The organism is Glycomyces salinus (genome assembly GCF_016428645.1).
GTDB lineage: Bacteria > Actinomycetota > Actinomycetes > Mycobacteriales > Micromonosporaceae > Glycomyces > Glycomyces salinus.
In genome coordinates this window covers 129,487-143,629 of record NZ_JAELXW010000001.1, presented here as the reverse complement: position 1 = coordinate 143,629, position 14,143 = coordinate 129,487, and the positions used below count along the sequence as shown (strand labels likewise).

12 protein-coding genes are annotated in these 14,143 nt (G+C 69.6%); 8 read left to right on the top strand and 4 right to left on the bottom strand.

Going from position 1 to position 14,143, the window contains the following annotated elements; all coding sequences use genetic code 11:
• The first annotated feature begins 117 nt into the window (after positions 1–117).
• From JFB92_RS00615 to JFB92_RS00600, 4 genes are all read left to right on the top strand, one after another.
• On the top strand, positions 118–1,134 hold the full coding sequence (locus tag JFB92_RS00615; protein ID WP_199033822.1) for a metallophosphoesterase: 1,017 nt from the start codon (positions 118–120) through the stop codon (positions 1,132–1,134).
• 374 nt (positions 1,135–1,508) lie between these two features.
• The gene (locus tag JFB92_RS00610) at positions 1,509–2,747 is read left to right on the top strand and encodes a helix-turn-helix domain-containing protein (protein ID WP_307788977.1); all 1,239 of its coding nucleotides are present in this window, start codon (positions 1,509–1,511) and stop codon (positions 2,745–2,747) included.
• Between the two features lie 99 nt (positions 2,748–2,846).
• A complete protein-coding gene (locus tag JFB92_RS00605; protein ID WP_199033820.1) occupies positions 2,847–3,674 on the top strand; it encodes a Nif3-like dinuclear metal center hexameric protein in 828 nt (275 codons plus the stop codon).
• Complete coding sequence (locus JFB92_RS00600) at positions 3,671–4,453, top strand: zinc ribbon domain-containing protein (RefSeq protein ID WP_199033817.1); 783 nt, start codon at positions 3,671–3,673, stop codon at positions 4,451–4,453. Before JFB92_RS00605 ends, JFB92_RS00600 begins: the two co-directional genes overlap by 4 nt.
• Before the next feature lie 46 nt (positions 4,454–4,499).
• Here the strand turns inward: JFB92_RS00600 and trpD are convergent, their stop codons facing one another.
• Both trpD and JFB92_RS00590 read right to left on the bottom strand, forming a co-directional pair.
• Positions 4,500–5,561 (bottom strand): anthranilate phosphoribosyltransferase, encoded by a 1,062-nt coding sequence (trpD, locus tag JFB92_RS00595; RefSeq protein WP_199033815.1) that lies wholly within the window; start codon positions 5,559–5,561, stop codon positions 4,500–4,502.
• 32 nt (positions 5,562–5,593) lie between these two features.
• Entirely contained in the window at positions 5,594–5,953 is a 360-nt protein-coding gene (locus JFB92_RS00590; protein ID WP_233162117.1) for a hypothetical protein, read from the bottom strand.
• Positions 5,954–6,217: 264 nt separating this feature from the next.
• Here JFB92_RS00590 and ctaE point away from each other — a divergent pair, with 264 nt between their 5' ends.
• The 4 genes from ctaE (at position 6,218) to qcrB (ending at position 10,487) form a co-directional block, all read left to right on the top strand.
• On the top strand, positions 6,218–6,832 hold the full coding sequence (ctaE, locus tag JFB92_RS00585; RefSeq protein ID WP_372451545.1) for an aa3-type cytochrome oxidase subunit III: 615 nt from the start codon (positions 6,218–6,220) through the stop codon (positions 6,830–6,832).
• A gap of 153 nt (positions 6,833–6,985) precedes the next feature.
• On the top strand, positions 6,986–7,792 hold the full coding sequence (gene qcrC / locus JFB92_RS00580) for a cytochrome bc1 complex diheme cytochrome c subunit (RefSeq protein ID WP_199033811.1): 807 nt from the start codon (positions 6,986–6,988) through the stop codon (positions 7,790–7,792).
• Positions 7,789–8,907, top strand: coding sequence for a cytochrome bc1 complex Rieske iron-sulfur subunit (gene qcrA, locus JFB92_RS00575; RefSeq protein ID WP_199033809.1), 1,119 nt, complete (start codon positions 7,789–7,791; stop codon positions 8,905–8,907). Before qcrC ends, qcrA begins: the two co-directional genes overlap by 4 nt.
• Positions 8,904–10,487 carry a cytochrome bc1 complex cytochrome b subunit gene (gene qcrB, locus JFB92_RS00570; RefSeq protein ID WP_307788975.1) on the top strand — a complete coding sequence of 528 codons (1,584 nt, stop codon included), beginning with the start codon at positions 8,904–8,906 and terminating at the stop codon, positions 10,485–10,487. The genes qcrA and qcrB overlap by 4 nt, the downstream gene beginning before the upstream one ends.
• A 67-nt stretch (positions 10,488–10,554) precedes the next feature.
• Here qcrB and JFB92_RS00565 read toward each other — a convergent pair whose 3' ends face one another.
• Both JFB92_RS00565 and JFB92_RS00560 read right to left on the bottom strand, forming a co-directional pair.
• On the bottom strand, positions 10,555–12,270 hold the full coding sequence (locus tag JFB92_RS00565) for a RelA/SpoT family protein (RefSeq protein WP_233162086.1): 1,716 nt from the start codon (positions 12,268–12,270) through the stop codon (positions 10,555–10,557).
• Between the two features lie 173 nt (positions 12,271–12,443).
• On the bottom strand, positions 12,444–14,138 hold the full coding sequence (locus JFB92_RS00560) for a DEDD exonuclease domain-containing protein (RefSeq protein ID WP_199033807.1): 1,695 nt from the start codon (positions 14,136–14,138) through the stop codon (positions 12,444–12,446).
• Positions 14,139–14,143: the final 5 nt, after the last annotated feature.

The following is a 14,143-nucleotide window of genomic DNA, read 5'->3' as shown; positions in this document are numbered from 1 at the left end:
CTCGATTCGACGGGCGGCGGTGGCGAAATCCTATTCCCACCGGTCCCGACCGGCAACCGGGAAAGCGACGGGCCGCATCCTCTCCGAACGCCGCCGCCCCGCATTAGTATCAGGGCCATGCCTGAATCGAGTCCGCTGTTCGTGGCCAGCGACATCCACGGCCATTGCGACGCTCTCGTCGAGGCGCTGCGCGGGCGCGGGCTCGTCGATGAGGACGCCACCTGGACCGGCGGCGAGGCGCGGCTGTGGGTCCTGGGGGACCTGTTCGACCGGGGCCGCCAGGGCGTGGAGGTGCTGCGCCTGCTGCGCCGCCTGGCCGGCCAGGCGGCGGCCGACGGCGGGACCGTCGACACGCTCTTGGGCAACCACGAGGTGCTGGTCCTGGGTTCGAAGCGCTTCGGCGACGAGACCTTCACCGATGTGGAGGGCCAGGACCGGCAGTTCCTGCACTGGTGGGTGCTCAACGGCGGCTTCGAGGACGAGCTGGAGGAGCTGACCGAGGACGAGTTCGACTGGCTCGCCTCCCGCCGGGTCGTCCACCTGGTCGACCAGTCGCTGCTGGTCCACTCCGACGCCGAGAGCTACCTCGGGTACGGGCGCAGCGAGGAGGCGGTCAACACCGCCGTCCGGGCGGTCCTGGCCTCCGACGAGCCCGAGGAGTGGTGGCAGCTGTTCCGCGAGCTGACCCGCCGCCACGAGTTCATGGGCGACGACGGCCCGAAGCGGGTGCGGGCGATGCTGCGCTCGTTCGGCGGCGAGGAGGTCATCCACGGCCACTCGACCATCCCCGACACCACCGAGCTGGAGCCGGAGCAGGTGACCCAGGCGCGGCGCTACTGCGACGGGCTCGTCCTCAATGTGGACGGGGGCGTTTACCAGGGCGGCCGCTGCCTGGTGGTTCGGCTGAACTTAATCGAGGCCCGCCTCCAGCCACACGCTCAGCGCCGTGGCCGCGCCCAGGCCGACCACCACCCATCCGGCGAGCGCCGAGAAGGCGACCAGGAAGCCGATGCCCCCTGCCGCGGCCGTGGTTCCGACCGCGACGGCGAGGGCGGTGACGAAGGCATGCCGGTGGGCGCGCCGCTCCAGGACTCGGTTGTGTCTCATATCCGACACAACGAAGCGCGACCCTGAATAGGCACGCTGCATGTGCAGATTTCCCGCGTTCGGGTGTCTCAAACCCACCACTGCCTCACATAAGCGACAGACATCAGTCCGGATCGCGGAATACTGTAAGTAGCCCATTCGCGGAGAGTGACATTCGAGCCTCCCGAGCGTTGTGCCGGGCGTCGAAAACCTGTAGATACATATTGTCGGGGCGCGAATCCGGCGGCATGCGTGCTGGGAAGACCGAGACTTCTGGACGCCGCCGAGAATCGAACTCCCCCCGAAGGCGACGGCCGCGACCGTCTGGTCGCGGGAGCGGCCGTCGCCGCCAACTGAACAACAGCTTCGGAATCACGAAGCCCGATCATTACGTGTAACTCCTATAAGGACGGTGGGGTCTGATGGAGTCGGAAACACAACCGATGGGGCGGCGAGTCGCATATTGGCGACATCGCCGCGGAATGTCGCAGCAGGTATTCGCCGACCAGATCGGCAAATCCAAGAGCTGGGTCGACAAGATCGAGCGAGGAGTGCGGCGACTCGACAAGTATTCGGTGATCACCGAGATCGCCGAGGCGCTCAGCATAGACGCCGGCCAACTCCTCGGCCGCGAACCGAAACGAAGGCCCGGACTCGGCGGCTGCCTCGACCAGGTCGAGGTCGAATCGATCCGCCAATCCCTCGAACGCTACGAGCGGCTCGGCCGCTTCCTGGAGGCGGCTCCGATAGAGCCGACCCCCATTCCCGACCTGAGAGGATCGGTCAACTACGCCTGGCTCGCCTTCGAGAAGGGCCACTACCCGGTCGTGGCCCGATCGCTCATCCAGCTCCTGCGCGACACTCCCGTCGCGGAGGAGAACCCCGTCGGCGGCACCAGCGCCGACGCCGCCGAACTGATGACGCAGGTCTACCAGATCGCCTCCACAGTGCTCCGCAAGCTCGGTGAAGCACAACTCGCCTGGCTCGCCGCCGACCGCGCGATCAGCGCCGCCCAGCGCGGCAACGACCCGCTCCTGGCCGGCATCGCCACCACCCGCGTCGCCAACGCGCTCCGGGCGCTCGGCCGCTACCAGGCCGCCCTGGACCTCAACGTCCAGGTGGCCCACGGCCTCATCAGCGAGACCGGGGGAGAGGAGGCGGGCCCGGCCGCGATCAGCGTCTACGGCGCGCTCCTGCTCCAGGGAGCCATGGCCGCGGCCCTGGCCGGAGAGCCGGCCACCAGCGCCGACCTCATCGACAGCGCCGAGCGGGCCGCGAACATCCTCGGCAGGGACGCGAACTACTACTACACCTCCTTCGGGCCGACCAACGTCAAACTCCACCGCGCCGCCGCGCTGGTCGAGCTCGGCGAAGGCGGCGACGCCCTGACTATCCACGACCGGATCGACCGGCGCGCCTTCGGTGAACTGGTCGCCGAGCGCCGCGCTCACCACTGGCTCGACATGGCCAGGGCCTGCATCCAGGTCGGCGACATCGAGCGCGCGGGCCGGGCCCTGGCCACCGCCGACCAGACCGCTCCGGCCGAGATCCGCTGCCGCCCGGTGGCGGTCGAGCTGATCGATCAGATCCTGCACCGCGCCAAGGGGGAGCCGGCTCCGGAGCTGCGCCGACTGGCCGACGAGGTGGGAGCCTTGAACTAGCACCCACGGCGACGCTTGCGGAGCCGTAAGTCGGCACAGCGCGTGGGTCCGGGACACCTATGCTGCTCGGGTCCCGGACCCACTCAATACACTGGTCCCATGCCGAAGCTCAGCGAGGTCACCGCCGCTCTCGACCGGATCTACCCGCGCCACTGGGCCGAGGAATGGGACCGCGTGGGCCTGGTCTGCGGCAGGGACGACATCGAGGTGCGGCGCGTCCTGTGCGTGGTCGACGTGGTGCCCGAGACCGTCGCCGAGGCGATCGCGACCAGCGCCGACCTCATCGTCGCCCACCACCCGCTGCTGCTGCGCGGCGTCTCCAGCCTCGACCCGGCCGAGTACAAGGGCGACCTGGTCCACACCCTCATCGAGCGGCGCATCGGCCTCTACGTCGCCCACACCAACGCCGACGTGGCCAACCCGGGCGTGTCCGACGCCCTGGCCGACCGGCTCGGACTGGTCGACCTGCGGCCCCTGCGCCCGCTCACCGGCCCCGAGCACGAGGGCTCGGGGCGCGGCATCGGCCGCGTCGGCCGCCTGCCGGCCCCGCTGAGCCTGGCCGACCTGGTCGACCGCGCCGTGAAGGCGCTGCCGCCGACGGTCTGGGGCCTGCGCGCGGCGGGGGAGCCGGACCGCCGCGTCAGCGTCGTGGCCGTCTCCGGCGGGGCCGGAGACGGCTACCTGAACGACGCGGCCGCGGCCGGCGCGGGCGCCTACCTGACCGCCGATCTGCGGCACCATCCGGCCAGCGAGCACACCGCCCGCAGCGGACCCGCGCTCATCGACGCCGCCCACTGGGCGACCGAGCGGCCCTGGCTCGATACTGTGGCCGGACACCTGTCGGAACTCGTAGACGACGTCTCGGTCTCCGACATCGACACCGATCCGTGGACGATCCACCAGAACACCGGGGGGAACCGAGCTTGAAAGCCGACCTGTTCGACCAGCGACGCCTGCTCGAATTGCAGGCAGTAGACACCACTCTCACGCAGCTCGACCAGCGACGCCGAAAACTCGAGGCCGACGACGCCGTTCCCGCGGCCCGGCGCCGCATCCAGGCGCTGAACGACCGCGTCGCCTCCCTCCAGGCCGACATCGCCGACCTCGACCGCGACATCAAGCGCATCGAGCAGGAGGTCGAGCTCGTCACCAAGCGCGCCGAGAACGACCGCAGCCGCATGGCCTCGGGCGCGGCCGCCCCCAAGGAGCTCGAAGGGCTCCAGAGCGAGCTGGAGTCACTGGCCCGCCGCCAGAACAGCCTCGAGGACGACGAACTGGAGTACATGGAGCGCCGCGAGGGCCTCGAAGGCGAACTGGCCGAGAGCCGGTCCCAGGCCGAGGAGGCCGAGCGCGCCCTCGCCGAGGCCGAGGCCGACCACGCCGGGAAGCTCGAGCGCCTCAAGACCGAGACCGACGACGCCTCCTCCGACCGGCGGGCGCTCACGATCGCGATCCCCGACCGGCTCGTCGAGCTCTACGAGCGCATCCACGCCCGTCAGCCGATCGCCGCCGCCGAACTGGTCGGCCGCCGCTGCGGGAGCTGCCGGATCGAGAAGTCCCCGGCCGACATGGCCCCGATCCAGGCCGCCCCGATCGACGAGGTCCTGCGCTGCGAGGAGTGCAACGCCATCCTCATCCGCTCCGACCCGCCCACCGACTCCGGGCGCCCGGCGCCCCGGGACGAGCTGGACGAGTTCACCCGGTAGCAGGAGAAAAGGCGGGGCATGTGCCCCGCCTTCCGCTCTTCGCGCCTCAGGACCTGCTGAACTCGGCCCAGCGCTCGACCAGCGCCGTGGCCGAGCCCTGCTCGACCGCCTTGAGGGCCTTCTCGATCCCGGCCAGCATCATCGAGCGCCGCCGAGCCGTGTCGTGCAGGTCGACGCCGTCGATCAGGGCCTCCCGCGAGGCCAGGGCCGCCGCGGCGTTGACCAGGACCGCGTCCCGCACGGGACCGGCCTTCCCGGCGAACACGTCCCGCGCGACCTTGGTGTTGTACTCGATGTCGCCGCCGTGCAGCGCCTCGGCGTCGGCCTTGACCAGGCCGAACTCCTCGATGTCGATCGAGCCTTCCGAGACGCGCCCGCCCGAGACGATCCACTCGGTGGTCGTCGACATCGTCGAGATCTCGTCCAGGCCGTCGTCGCCGCGGACGACGAACAGCGAGGCGCCCCGCTGGGCGAAGACCTCGGCCATCAGCGGCGCCATGCGCGGGTCGGCGCAGCCGATCAGGCCCGCCTTCGGCTGGCCGGGGTTCGTCAGCGGGCCGAGCACGTTGAACACCGTCGGGATGCCGAGCGCGGACCGCACGGGCCCGGCGTGCCGCATCCCGGGGTGGAAGGTCCGGGCGAAGCAGAAGCCGATGCCCACCTCGCGGACCGACGCCTCGACCCGCTCGGCCTCGGCCTCGAGGTCGACCCCCAGCGCCTCCAGCAGGTCGGCCGAGCCGACCGAGGAGGAGGCGGAGCGGTTGCCGTGCTTGATCACCGGCACGCCGGTGGCGGCGACGATGACCGCCGCCATCGTGGAAATGTTGACGCTGTTCGAACCGTCGCCGCCGGTGCCGACGATGTCGACCGCCACGCCCAGGTCCGAGACGTCGATGCGGGTGGTCTCGGCCAGCATCCGCCCGGCGATGGCGGCGATCTCCTCGGCCGTCTCGCCCTTCGAGCGCAGCAGGACCGCGAAGGCCGCGAGCTGGGCCGGGTCGGCCTTGCCCGCCATGATCTGCGCCATCGCCCAGTCGGCGCTGGCCTCGTCGAGGTGGCCGCCGCCGGAGAGGCGCGCGAGGACAGCGGGCCAGGTCGTATCGGTCATCGGGGGACTCCCTGGGATAGCCGGATCGGAACTCAGGCCGCGCGCTGCGAGGGCAATGCGGCCGAGCGGCGGCTGACCAGCAAGTCTACTACCGTCTCGGCGGTCGTCACCGGGTTGAGCGGGTGGGTCAGGGCGGCGTCGGCCCGCGACCAGGCCGCGAGCCACTGGTCGGCGGCCCGGGCCAGGACCACCGCGATCGCGGGCGGGTCGTCGAGCTCGTCGCGCAGCTGCCTGGCGATGCCCAGGCCCCCGGCCGGCTGGGCCTCGCCGTCGAGCAGCACCAGATCGATCGCGTACTTGTCGATCAGCGCTACCGCGTCGTCGTAGTCCCCGGACACGGCGTACTCGATCTTCACTCCCTCGGCCGGCTCCTCGCCGATCGCCGAGCGCATCTGCTCGATCACGGAGGGGCGGTGGCTGTAGAGCAGGACCGCGTACTCAGTCGTTGAAGTACTCACGCCTCGCATATTAAACCGGCCACACCGAAAGGGGAAGGGCGGCGCGTCCGCTCGGGCCGAATCCACCGCCTACTGTGGCCGTACCCTGGATGACCTGGGCACTCGGGCGAGTGAGGCCGGAAGCCTACTCCGAGGCGACACGCGGTGAAAAGACACCCCATGCGCGGGATGCACTCGACGGACCGTAATAATGTGCGCGTGACTGCCGCCGAAGCAACTATCGACCCCAGCCGAATTCATTCGCTGACGAGGCCCAACGTCGTCAGCGTCGGCACCATCGTGTGGTTGAGCAGCGAACTGATGTTCTTTGCGGGCCTGTTCGCGATGTACTTCTCCATCCGCGCCGCCGCCCCGGAGCTGTGGGTCGAGGCCGGCCATCACCTGAACTTCCCCTATGCCCTGGTGTTCACGGTGATCCTGGTCGCCTCCTCGATCACCTGCCAGCTCGGCGTCTTCGCCGCCGAGCGCGGCGACGTGTACGGGCTGCGGCGCTGGTTCGCGATCACCTTCGTCATGGGCCTGATCTTCGTCCTCGGCCAGGTCAACGAGTACCGGGAGCTGGTCGTGGAGGGTCACACCATCGCCAGCGACGGCTTCTGGTCGATGTTCTACCTGACGACCGGCTTCCACGGGCTCCACGTGACCGGCGGCCTGGTCGCCTTCATCTTCTTCCTCATCCGCTCCACGATGGGGCGTTTCACCCCCGCCCAGGCCACGGCTGCGATCGTGGTGTCCTACTACTGGCACTTCGTCGATGTCGTGTGGATCGCGCTGTTCGCGATGATCTATCCGCTGACGATCTACTTCACCTAGGGCTCCAGGGGCCCGGACTACCAGATTCACGGTATCGCCCGTGATACATAATCCCGAGACAAGCGGCTCCCGCCCCCCGGAGGCGGTGGCCCGGCCGGAGAGGACCCCACAGCCCTCACCGGTGAGCGAGCTAGATAAAGGTGGCAAACAACCGTGGCTGCATCAGCGAAACGGCGGCGAGGCTGGCGCAAGCGCCTCGGCGCGCTGGCCAGGTTCACCGGCGCGTTGGTCATCGTCGGCGGGCTTTACTCGGCGTTCGCGCCGAGTCTGTACGCCCAGGAGGCCGAAGACAACGCCATCGACTCCGAGGTCGTCAAGGGCCAGGAGCTCTACGACACCAGCTGCATCAGCTGCCACGGTGACAACGGCGAGGGCGTGGAGGGCCGCGGGCCGAGCCTGATCGGCATCGGCTCGGGCGCGGTCGAGTTCCAGGTGAACACCGGCCGCATGCCGATGGCCGCCCAGGGCGCCCAGGCCCCCTCGGGCGAACCGGTGTTCACCGAGGAGGAGGCCGAGTGGCTCGGCGCCTACATCGAGTACCTCGGCGGCGGCGCCGAGGTGCCCGACGACCTCGAGATCCTGGTCGAGGACGCCGACACCGCCGAAGGCGGCGACCTCTACCGCGTCAACTGCTCCTCCTGCCACGGCTTCGCCGGCGGCGGCGGGGCGCTCTCCTCGGGCGCCCACGCCCCGGACCTGATCGGGGTCAGCGACGAGGAGCTGTACCAGGCGATGCTCACCGGACCGCAGAACATGCCGGTCTTCGCCGACAACGAGCTCACCCCTGAGCAGAAGGCCGACATCATCGCCTACGTCCAATACATCGTCAACGACGACAAGGACCCGGGCGGCGTATTCGACCTCGGACGATTCGGACCTTCGACGGAAGGTCTCGCCATCTTCCTGGTCGGCATCAGCGCGCTGCTGCTGGCCACGCTCTGGATTGCAGGTAAATCGTGAGTGCCCACAACGATGAGAACCGGCCCGACGAAGTGGACCTGAGCGATCCGAAGCTCACTCGCTTCGAGGTCTACCGCGAGGGCCTGCGCCGGGACGACATCGAGATCATCCACTACGAGCCGCGGTTCCCCAAGCCGGGGACCGGTGCCGAGAAGCGCATGGAGCGCATCGTCGGCGGGCTCTTCCTCGGCGCCGGCCTGTTCGCGACCCTGTTCGTGGTGGCCTACATCTGGTGGCCCTGGGAGTACGACGGCACCGCCTCCTGGCGCGACCCGCAGACGTGGTACACGCCGATCCTCGGCGTCACGCTGGGCCTGTCGCTGCTGTTGTTCGCCGTGGGCGTCCTGACCTGGGCCAAGAAGCTGCTGCCGGTCGAGGAGCTGGTCCAGGACCGCCACGACGGCGGCTCGTCCACGGAGGACCGCCGCATCGCGGAGTCCACGGTCGACACGACGGTCGAGGACATGGGGCTCAAGCGCCGTCCGTTCCTTGTCAAGGCCGCTCTGCTGGGCGCCGCCCCGCTCGGCCTGGCCGCGGTCGCCCCCCTCGGCGGCCTGATCAAGGACCCCGGCGACTCGCTCATGGTCACCGCCTGGAACGCCGAGCGGTACAACGACGGCGACCCGGTCGGCCTGATGATGAAGGACGGCGCCCTGGTCCGGCCCGACATGGTCTCGGTCGGAGGCCAGATCACCGTCTTCCCGGCGATCGAGCACGGCGCCAGCAACGAGTTCGCCAACGCCCCGACGCTGCTGATCCACCTGCGCGAGCAGGACGCCGAGAAGCTGCGCGAGAACCTCTACCCGATGTATCAAGAGGTCGACGCGATGTGGGGCAACTTCGTCGCGTACTCCAAGATCTGCACCCACGTCGGCTGCCCGGCCAGCCTCTACGAGCAGCAGAGCCAGCGGCTCCTGTGCCCGTGCCACCAGTCGCAGTTCAACGTGATCGACAATGCCGCCCCGATCTTCGGACCGGCGACGCGGCACCTGCCGATGCTGCCGATTACAGTTGACGAGCAGGAGGGGCACTTCGTCGCCACGTCCGACTTCCTGGTGCCCCCGGGACCGGCGTTCTGGAACCGCCCGAGCCTCCCCGAGGAGGATGAAGAGTGAAACGCCGCAACGGCAATGCCGACAGCCTGATGACCAAGGCCGGCGGGGAGCTCGACGACCGCTTCAAGCTCGCCAGGCCGGCCCGGGTCCTGATGAACAAGGTCTTCCCGGACCACTGGTCGTTCCTGCTCGGCGAGATCGCGCTGTTCTCGTTCATCCTGCTGCTGCTGACCGGCACGTTCCTGGCCCTGTTCTTCGAGCCGTCGATGGCGCACACGACCTATGAGGGCTCCTACGTGCCGCTCCAGGGCGTGGGAATGTCGAAGGCCTACGAGTCGACGCTGGACATCTCGTTCGAGGTCCGCGGCGGCCTGATCATGCGGCAGATGCACCACTGGGCGACGCTGCTGTTCATGGCCTCGATGCTGGTCCACATGATGCGGATCTTCTTCACCGGCGCGTTCCGCGCGCCGCGCGAGACCAACTGGCTGATCGGCATCCTGATGTTCTGGGTGGCCTTCTTCGAGGGCTTCTTCGGCTACTCGCTGCCCGACGACGGCCTGTCCGGCACCGGCCTCCGCATCATGGAGGGCATGACCGCGTCGATCCCGTTCATCGGCCCGTGGGCCTCGGCCGCCCTGTTCGGCGGGCCCTTCCCGGGCGACAGCGTCATCTCGATGATCTACATCTTCCACGTGTTCCTGTTCCCGCTGATCCTGTTGGCGCTGATCACCGTCCACGTCGGCCTGGTGTTCGCGCAGAAGCACACGCAGTGGCCGGGACCGGGACGCACCGAGCACAACGTGGTCGGCTTCCGCATGTTCCCGAACTACGTCATGAAGCAGGTCGGGTTCATGCTGTTCATCTGGGGCGTGGTCGCTGCCATGGCGGGGCTGTTCCAGATCAACCCGGTCTGGCTGTTCGGTCCGTACGAGGCCTCGGTGGTCTCCTCGGGCTCGCAACCGGACTTCTACGTCATGTACCTGGACGGCCTCATCCGGCTATTCCCGGCCTGGGAGTTCAGGATGGCCCCGTACTTCACGCTGGCGCCGGTGTTCTGGCCCGGCATCGTCGGCATGGGCCTGTCGGTCCTGCTGCCGCTGCTGTATCCGGCGATCGAGCGCAGATTCACCAAGGACCGCGGCCACCACAACCTGCTCCAGCGCCCGCGCGACGTTCCGGCCCGCACCGGCGTCGGCGTCATGGTGATCGTCTTCTGGCTGATCGGCGTGGTCTCCGGCGGCAACGACGTGTTCGCCGAGACGTTCGACATCAGCCTGAACGCGATGACCTGGGGCGGTCGCATCGGCATCGTGGTGCTGCCGATCCTGTCGTACTACCTGACCTACCGGATCTGCCTGGGACTCCAGCAGCACGACCGGGAGGTTCTGGCGCACGGCCTGGAGACCGGCATCCTCATGCGCGACCCGGACGGCCGCTTCTACGAGGTGCACCAACCGCTGGCCGAGCCCGACGAGCACGGCCACACCGAGCTGGAGTACTCCGGCGCCCCGGTGCCGAAGAAGATGAACCGGGTCGGCGCCCTGCCGCCGACCGACAAGGGCTTCTTCAAGTCGATCGAGGAACCCTCCGACAACGGCGGGACCAGCCGCGACGAGATCGAGGCCGGCCACAAGTAAGGCCGAGACGAACACAGGCGGGCCGCACCGGAAGGCGCGGCCCGCCTCTCGCGTCCGGTGCGACCGCTCAGTAGCGGTCGACGGTGGTGATGAGCTTGTCCGCCAGCTCGTCCGGGTCGAGCTTCTCGCGGGCCAGCGCCAGGTACATCGAGTCCAGGTCCGGGTATCCCAGCGAGGACGCCACCCCGTGGAGGGGCTGCTCCCCGGCCAGGCCGCGGCCCCGCCTGATCAGCGAGCGCCACAGGCGGTTCTTGCCGTCCTTGACCTCGTCCTCGAACCGCTGCATCGGCACGACCGGCAGCTCGCCGGTGTTCTCCAGGTCCTCCCGCGAGTCGAACCAGTCGCCGATGTGCAGCTGCGCTTCGGGGGTCTTGGCGTGCTCGAGCCACTGCTTCGAAGGACCGTAGGGCTGCTCGTTGGTCAGCACCAGCTCGATCGAGTCGCCGTCCTTCAGCGGCTGCGACAGCGGCGCGATCTCGCCGTTGACGTACGCCGCGATCAGCCGGTGACCGGTCGAGGGGCCCGAGCAGTAGGCCACGTCCACCGGGCTGGCGTGCTTGGGGACCATCACCTGCTCGCCGCGCCCGGTGAAGACCAGGATGTCCTGGTCGGCCAGGTCGCACCGCAGCGAGTCCAGGAACTGCCCGGAGTCGGCGATCTCGTGCTGCCAGTCAAGCAGCCGCCGCAGCCACGGCAGCTGCACCTGCGCCGGATCGGCGCCGGGGTCCTTGAGACCGGCCACGATCCCGATCTCGGCGGTCTCGTGCATCTCCTTGGTCCGGATCAGGAACTCCACGTTCGTCCCGCCCGGCCCGTTCACCGCCGTGTGCAGCGACTGGTACAGGTTGAACTTCTTGGCCGCGATCAGGTCCCGGAACTTCCCGCCGACCGGTTTCCACTGGGCGTGGATGGCTCCCAGCGCCGCGTAGCAGTCGGTCAGCGGGCCGTCCACGACCACCACCAGGCGCGGCGGGTCGGCCGGGCCGGTCCCCGGATGCTTCTGCATCTCCCGGTACACCGAGTAGGGGTGCCGGGGCCGGTCGATGAGCTTGGCCGAGACCTTGTAGGCGCGCAGGGCCCGCCGCACCTGCGGCACGATCTCGGCGACCTGCCGCAGCCGGTCGGTGTCCGAGCCCAGGTGCTCGCGGATGCGCGTGAAGACCTCCGGCTCCAGCGTCTCGAGGACGATGTCCTCCAGCTCGCGCTTGATGACGTAGAGGCCGAGCCGGTCGGCAAGCGGGATGAGGACGTCCTTGGTGGCCTCGGCGATGCGGATCTGGCTGGCGCGCTTCTTGAACTTGATGGTCCGCATGTTGTGCAGCCGGTCGGCCAGCTTGATGACCATGACCCGGATGTCCCGCCCCGCGGTCAGGACGAGCTTGCGGAACGTCTCGGCCTCGGCCGCCGAGCCCAGGTGGATCTTGTCGAGCTTGGTGACCCCGTCGACCATGATCGCGATCTCGCCGCCGAAGTCGCTGCGCAGCGACTCCAGCGAATAGCTGGTGTCCTCGACGGTGTCGTGCAGGAGCCCGGCCGCGATCGTGGAGGTGTCGACGCCCAGCTCGGCCAGGATGGTCGAGACCGCGATCGGGTGCGTGATGTAGGGCTCACCCGACTTGCGGGCCTGGCCCCGGTGCATCTGCTCGGCGATGCGGTAGGCGCGTCTGACCAGCAGGAGGTCCGGTTCACGCCAGTTCGCGCGGTGGGCGGCCTCGAGCTCTGCGACGCGCCCGGCGAGGTTCCAGGGGTCCTCCTGCCTCGCCGACCGAGTAGCCGAAAGCAATGCGCGCAACATGAAGAGCCTCCGATGCCCAGAGATGACCGCATTCTAGATGTACAACGATCCTCGGTGAGAATCGACACTTGCGGTTGTCGGATTTCATCACTGGAGCCGATTCGCAAGAGGCGCAAAGGGTTCCGAATCCGGCTCTGGGCGAAATGTCGCATAGCGAATGGTCACCCGGGGTTCAGGTGGTCCCTCCAGCGCTCGGCGCCGTCGAGCCGACACGACCACTCCGACTCGACCGAGACCAGGCGCACCTCCGGGCGGGCCAGCCACTGGAGCAGCAGGCTCGCCTCCGCCGCGTGGGCGGCGTCGAGGACGTCGCCGGCCGGCTCGACCGCGCGGGAGGTCCGGCGGGTCTGGCCGATCAGCGGCATCGGATCGACCCGCGGGGGCGTGCGCACCGCTCCGGCCAGGAGGCCGTGGCGGATCACCGCCACCTCCCAGCCGCCGGACGGGGCCCGCCCGGCGGCGATGATCTCCCCGGCGTCGACCAGGCGGCGCAGCCGCTGGGTGGAGGCGGCCAGCGACAGGAACGCGGTCAGCTCGTCGCGCTTGGCGGCGGCGGCCTCGAAGCGCTCGGCCCCGGCCAACTCGGCCAGGCGCCCGGTCACCGCCTCGGCCACCGGGGCCGGGTCGTCCATCGCCCGGGCGGTCTCGGCCGCGATCCGGGCGTACTGCTCGACCGAGACCTCGTGGCGGCACGGCTCGGGGCACCGCCCGATCTCGCCGAGGATGCACGAGGGCGAGGTCCGCTTCGGCGACAGGCGGGTCTTGCACCGCCGGATCGGCAGCGCCTCCTCGATCGCGTCGATCGCGGCCTGGGCCTGGGTTCCCGAGGACGGCCCGAGGCGCGGCTCGCCCGGCCGCGGAGGCTTCCTGGAGATCGTCAGGCGCGGATACGGCTCGTCGGTCAGCCGCACCCAGCTGCGGTGCTCCGGATGCTTCTGGGCCCGGTTGTAGGGCGGCTTGCCGCCCGAGATGAGCCGCAGCTCGGCCACCCCGGCCTCCAGCCGGTGCGCGCACTCGACGACCTCCACCCGCTCGGCCGAGGCGATCATGTCCCGCAGCCGCCGCCGCTGCTCGGCCGCCGAGAAGTAGCTGCGGACCCGCGCGGCCACGTCCACCGACACGCCGATGTAGAGCGCCCGGTCGTCGGCGTCGCGGAAGATATAGACGCCGGGCGCGTGCGGGAGCCCGTCGGCCAGGTGCCGCTTGCGCCGTTGCAGCTCCGAGGGGATCGCCCGGCAGAACTCGGCCAGGTCGGCGTCGGTCACCACGCCGTGGCCGCTGGCGCGCTCGATGAGTCCGTGCAGGACGGTGACGGTGGCGCGGGCGTCGTCCAGCGCGCGGTGGTTCGGTGTGACCGGCGAGCCGAACAGCCGCGCCAGCGTCCCCAGCCGACGGTTGGGGATCTCGCTCCGCTCGGTCAGGCGCCGGGCCAGGACGACCGTGTCGATCACCGGCGGCCGCGGCCAGCGGGTGTCGCACAGCTCGCAGGCATGGCGCAGGAACCCGATGTCGAAGCCCGCGTTGTGCGCCACCAGCGTGCATCCGGACGCGAACTCGAGGAACATCGGCAGCACGGCCTCGACGCCGGGAGCGTCGGCCACCATCTCGTCGGTGATGCCGGTCAGCCGTGTCACCCTCGGATCGATCGGCTCCCCGGGATTGACCAACGTGGAGAACTCGCCGAGCACCTTGCCGCCCTTGACCTTCACCGCGCCGATCTCGGTGATGCCGCAGGCGTCGGCGGCCAGTCCGGTGGTCTCCAGGTCGACCACGCAGAACGTCACCTCGGACAGCGGGGTGCCCAGGCTGTCGAGCGTGGGCTGTGAATAGCCTGTGCTGACTCCGCTCTCGTACACGGCGC

Coding starts and splice junctions, on each gene's coding strand:
- JFB92_RS00615 (WP_199033822.1), top strand. CDS start 118: ATGCCTGAATCGAGTCCGCTGTTCGTGGCCAGCGACATCCACGGCCAT.
- JFB92_RS00610 (WP_307788977.1), top strand. CDS start 1,509: ATGGAGTCGGAAACACAACCGATGGGGCGGCGAGTCGCATATTGGCGA.
- JFB92_RS00605 (WP_199033820.1), top strand. CDS start 2,847: ATGCCGAAGCTCAGCGAGGTCACCGCCGCTCTCGACCGGATCTACCCG.
- trpD (WP_199033815.1), bottom strand. CDS start 5,561: ATGACCGATACGACCTGGCCCGCTGTCCTCGCGCGCCTCTCCGGCGGC.
- JFB92_RS00590 (WP_233162117.1), bottom strand. CDS start 5,953: ATGCGCTCGGCGATCGGCGAGGAGCCGGCCGAGGGAGTGAAGATCGAG.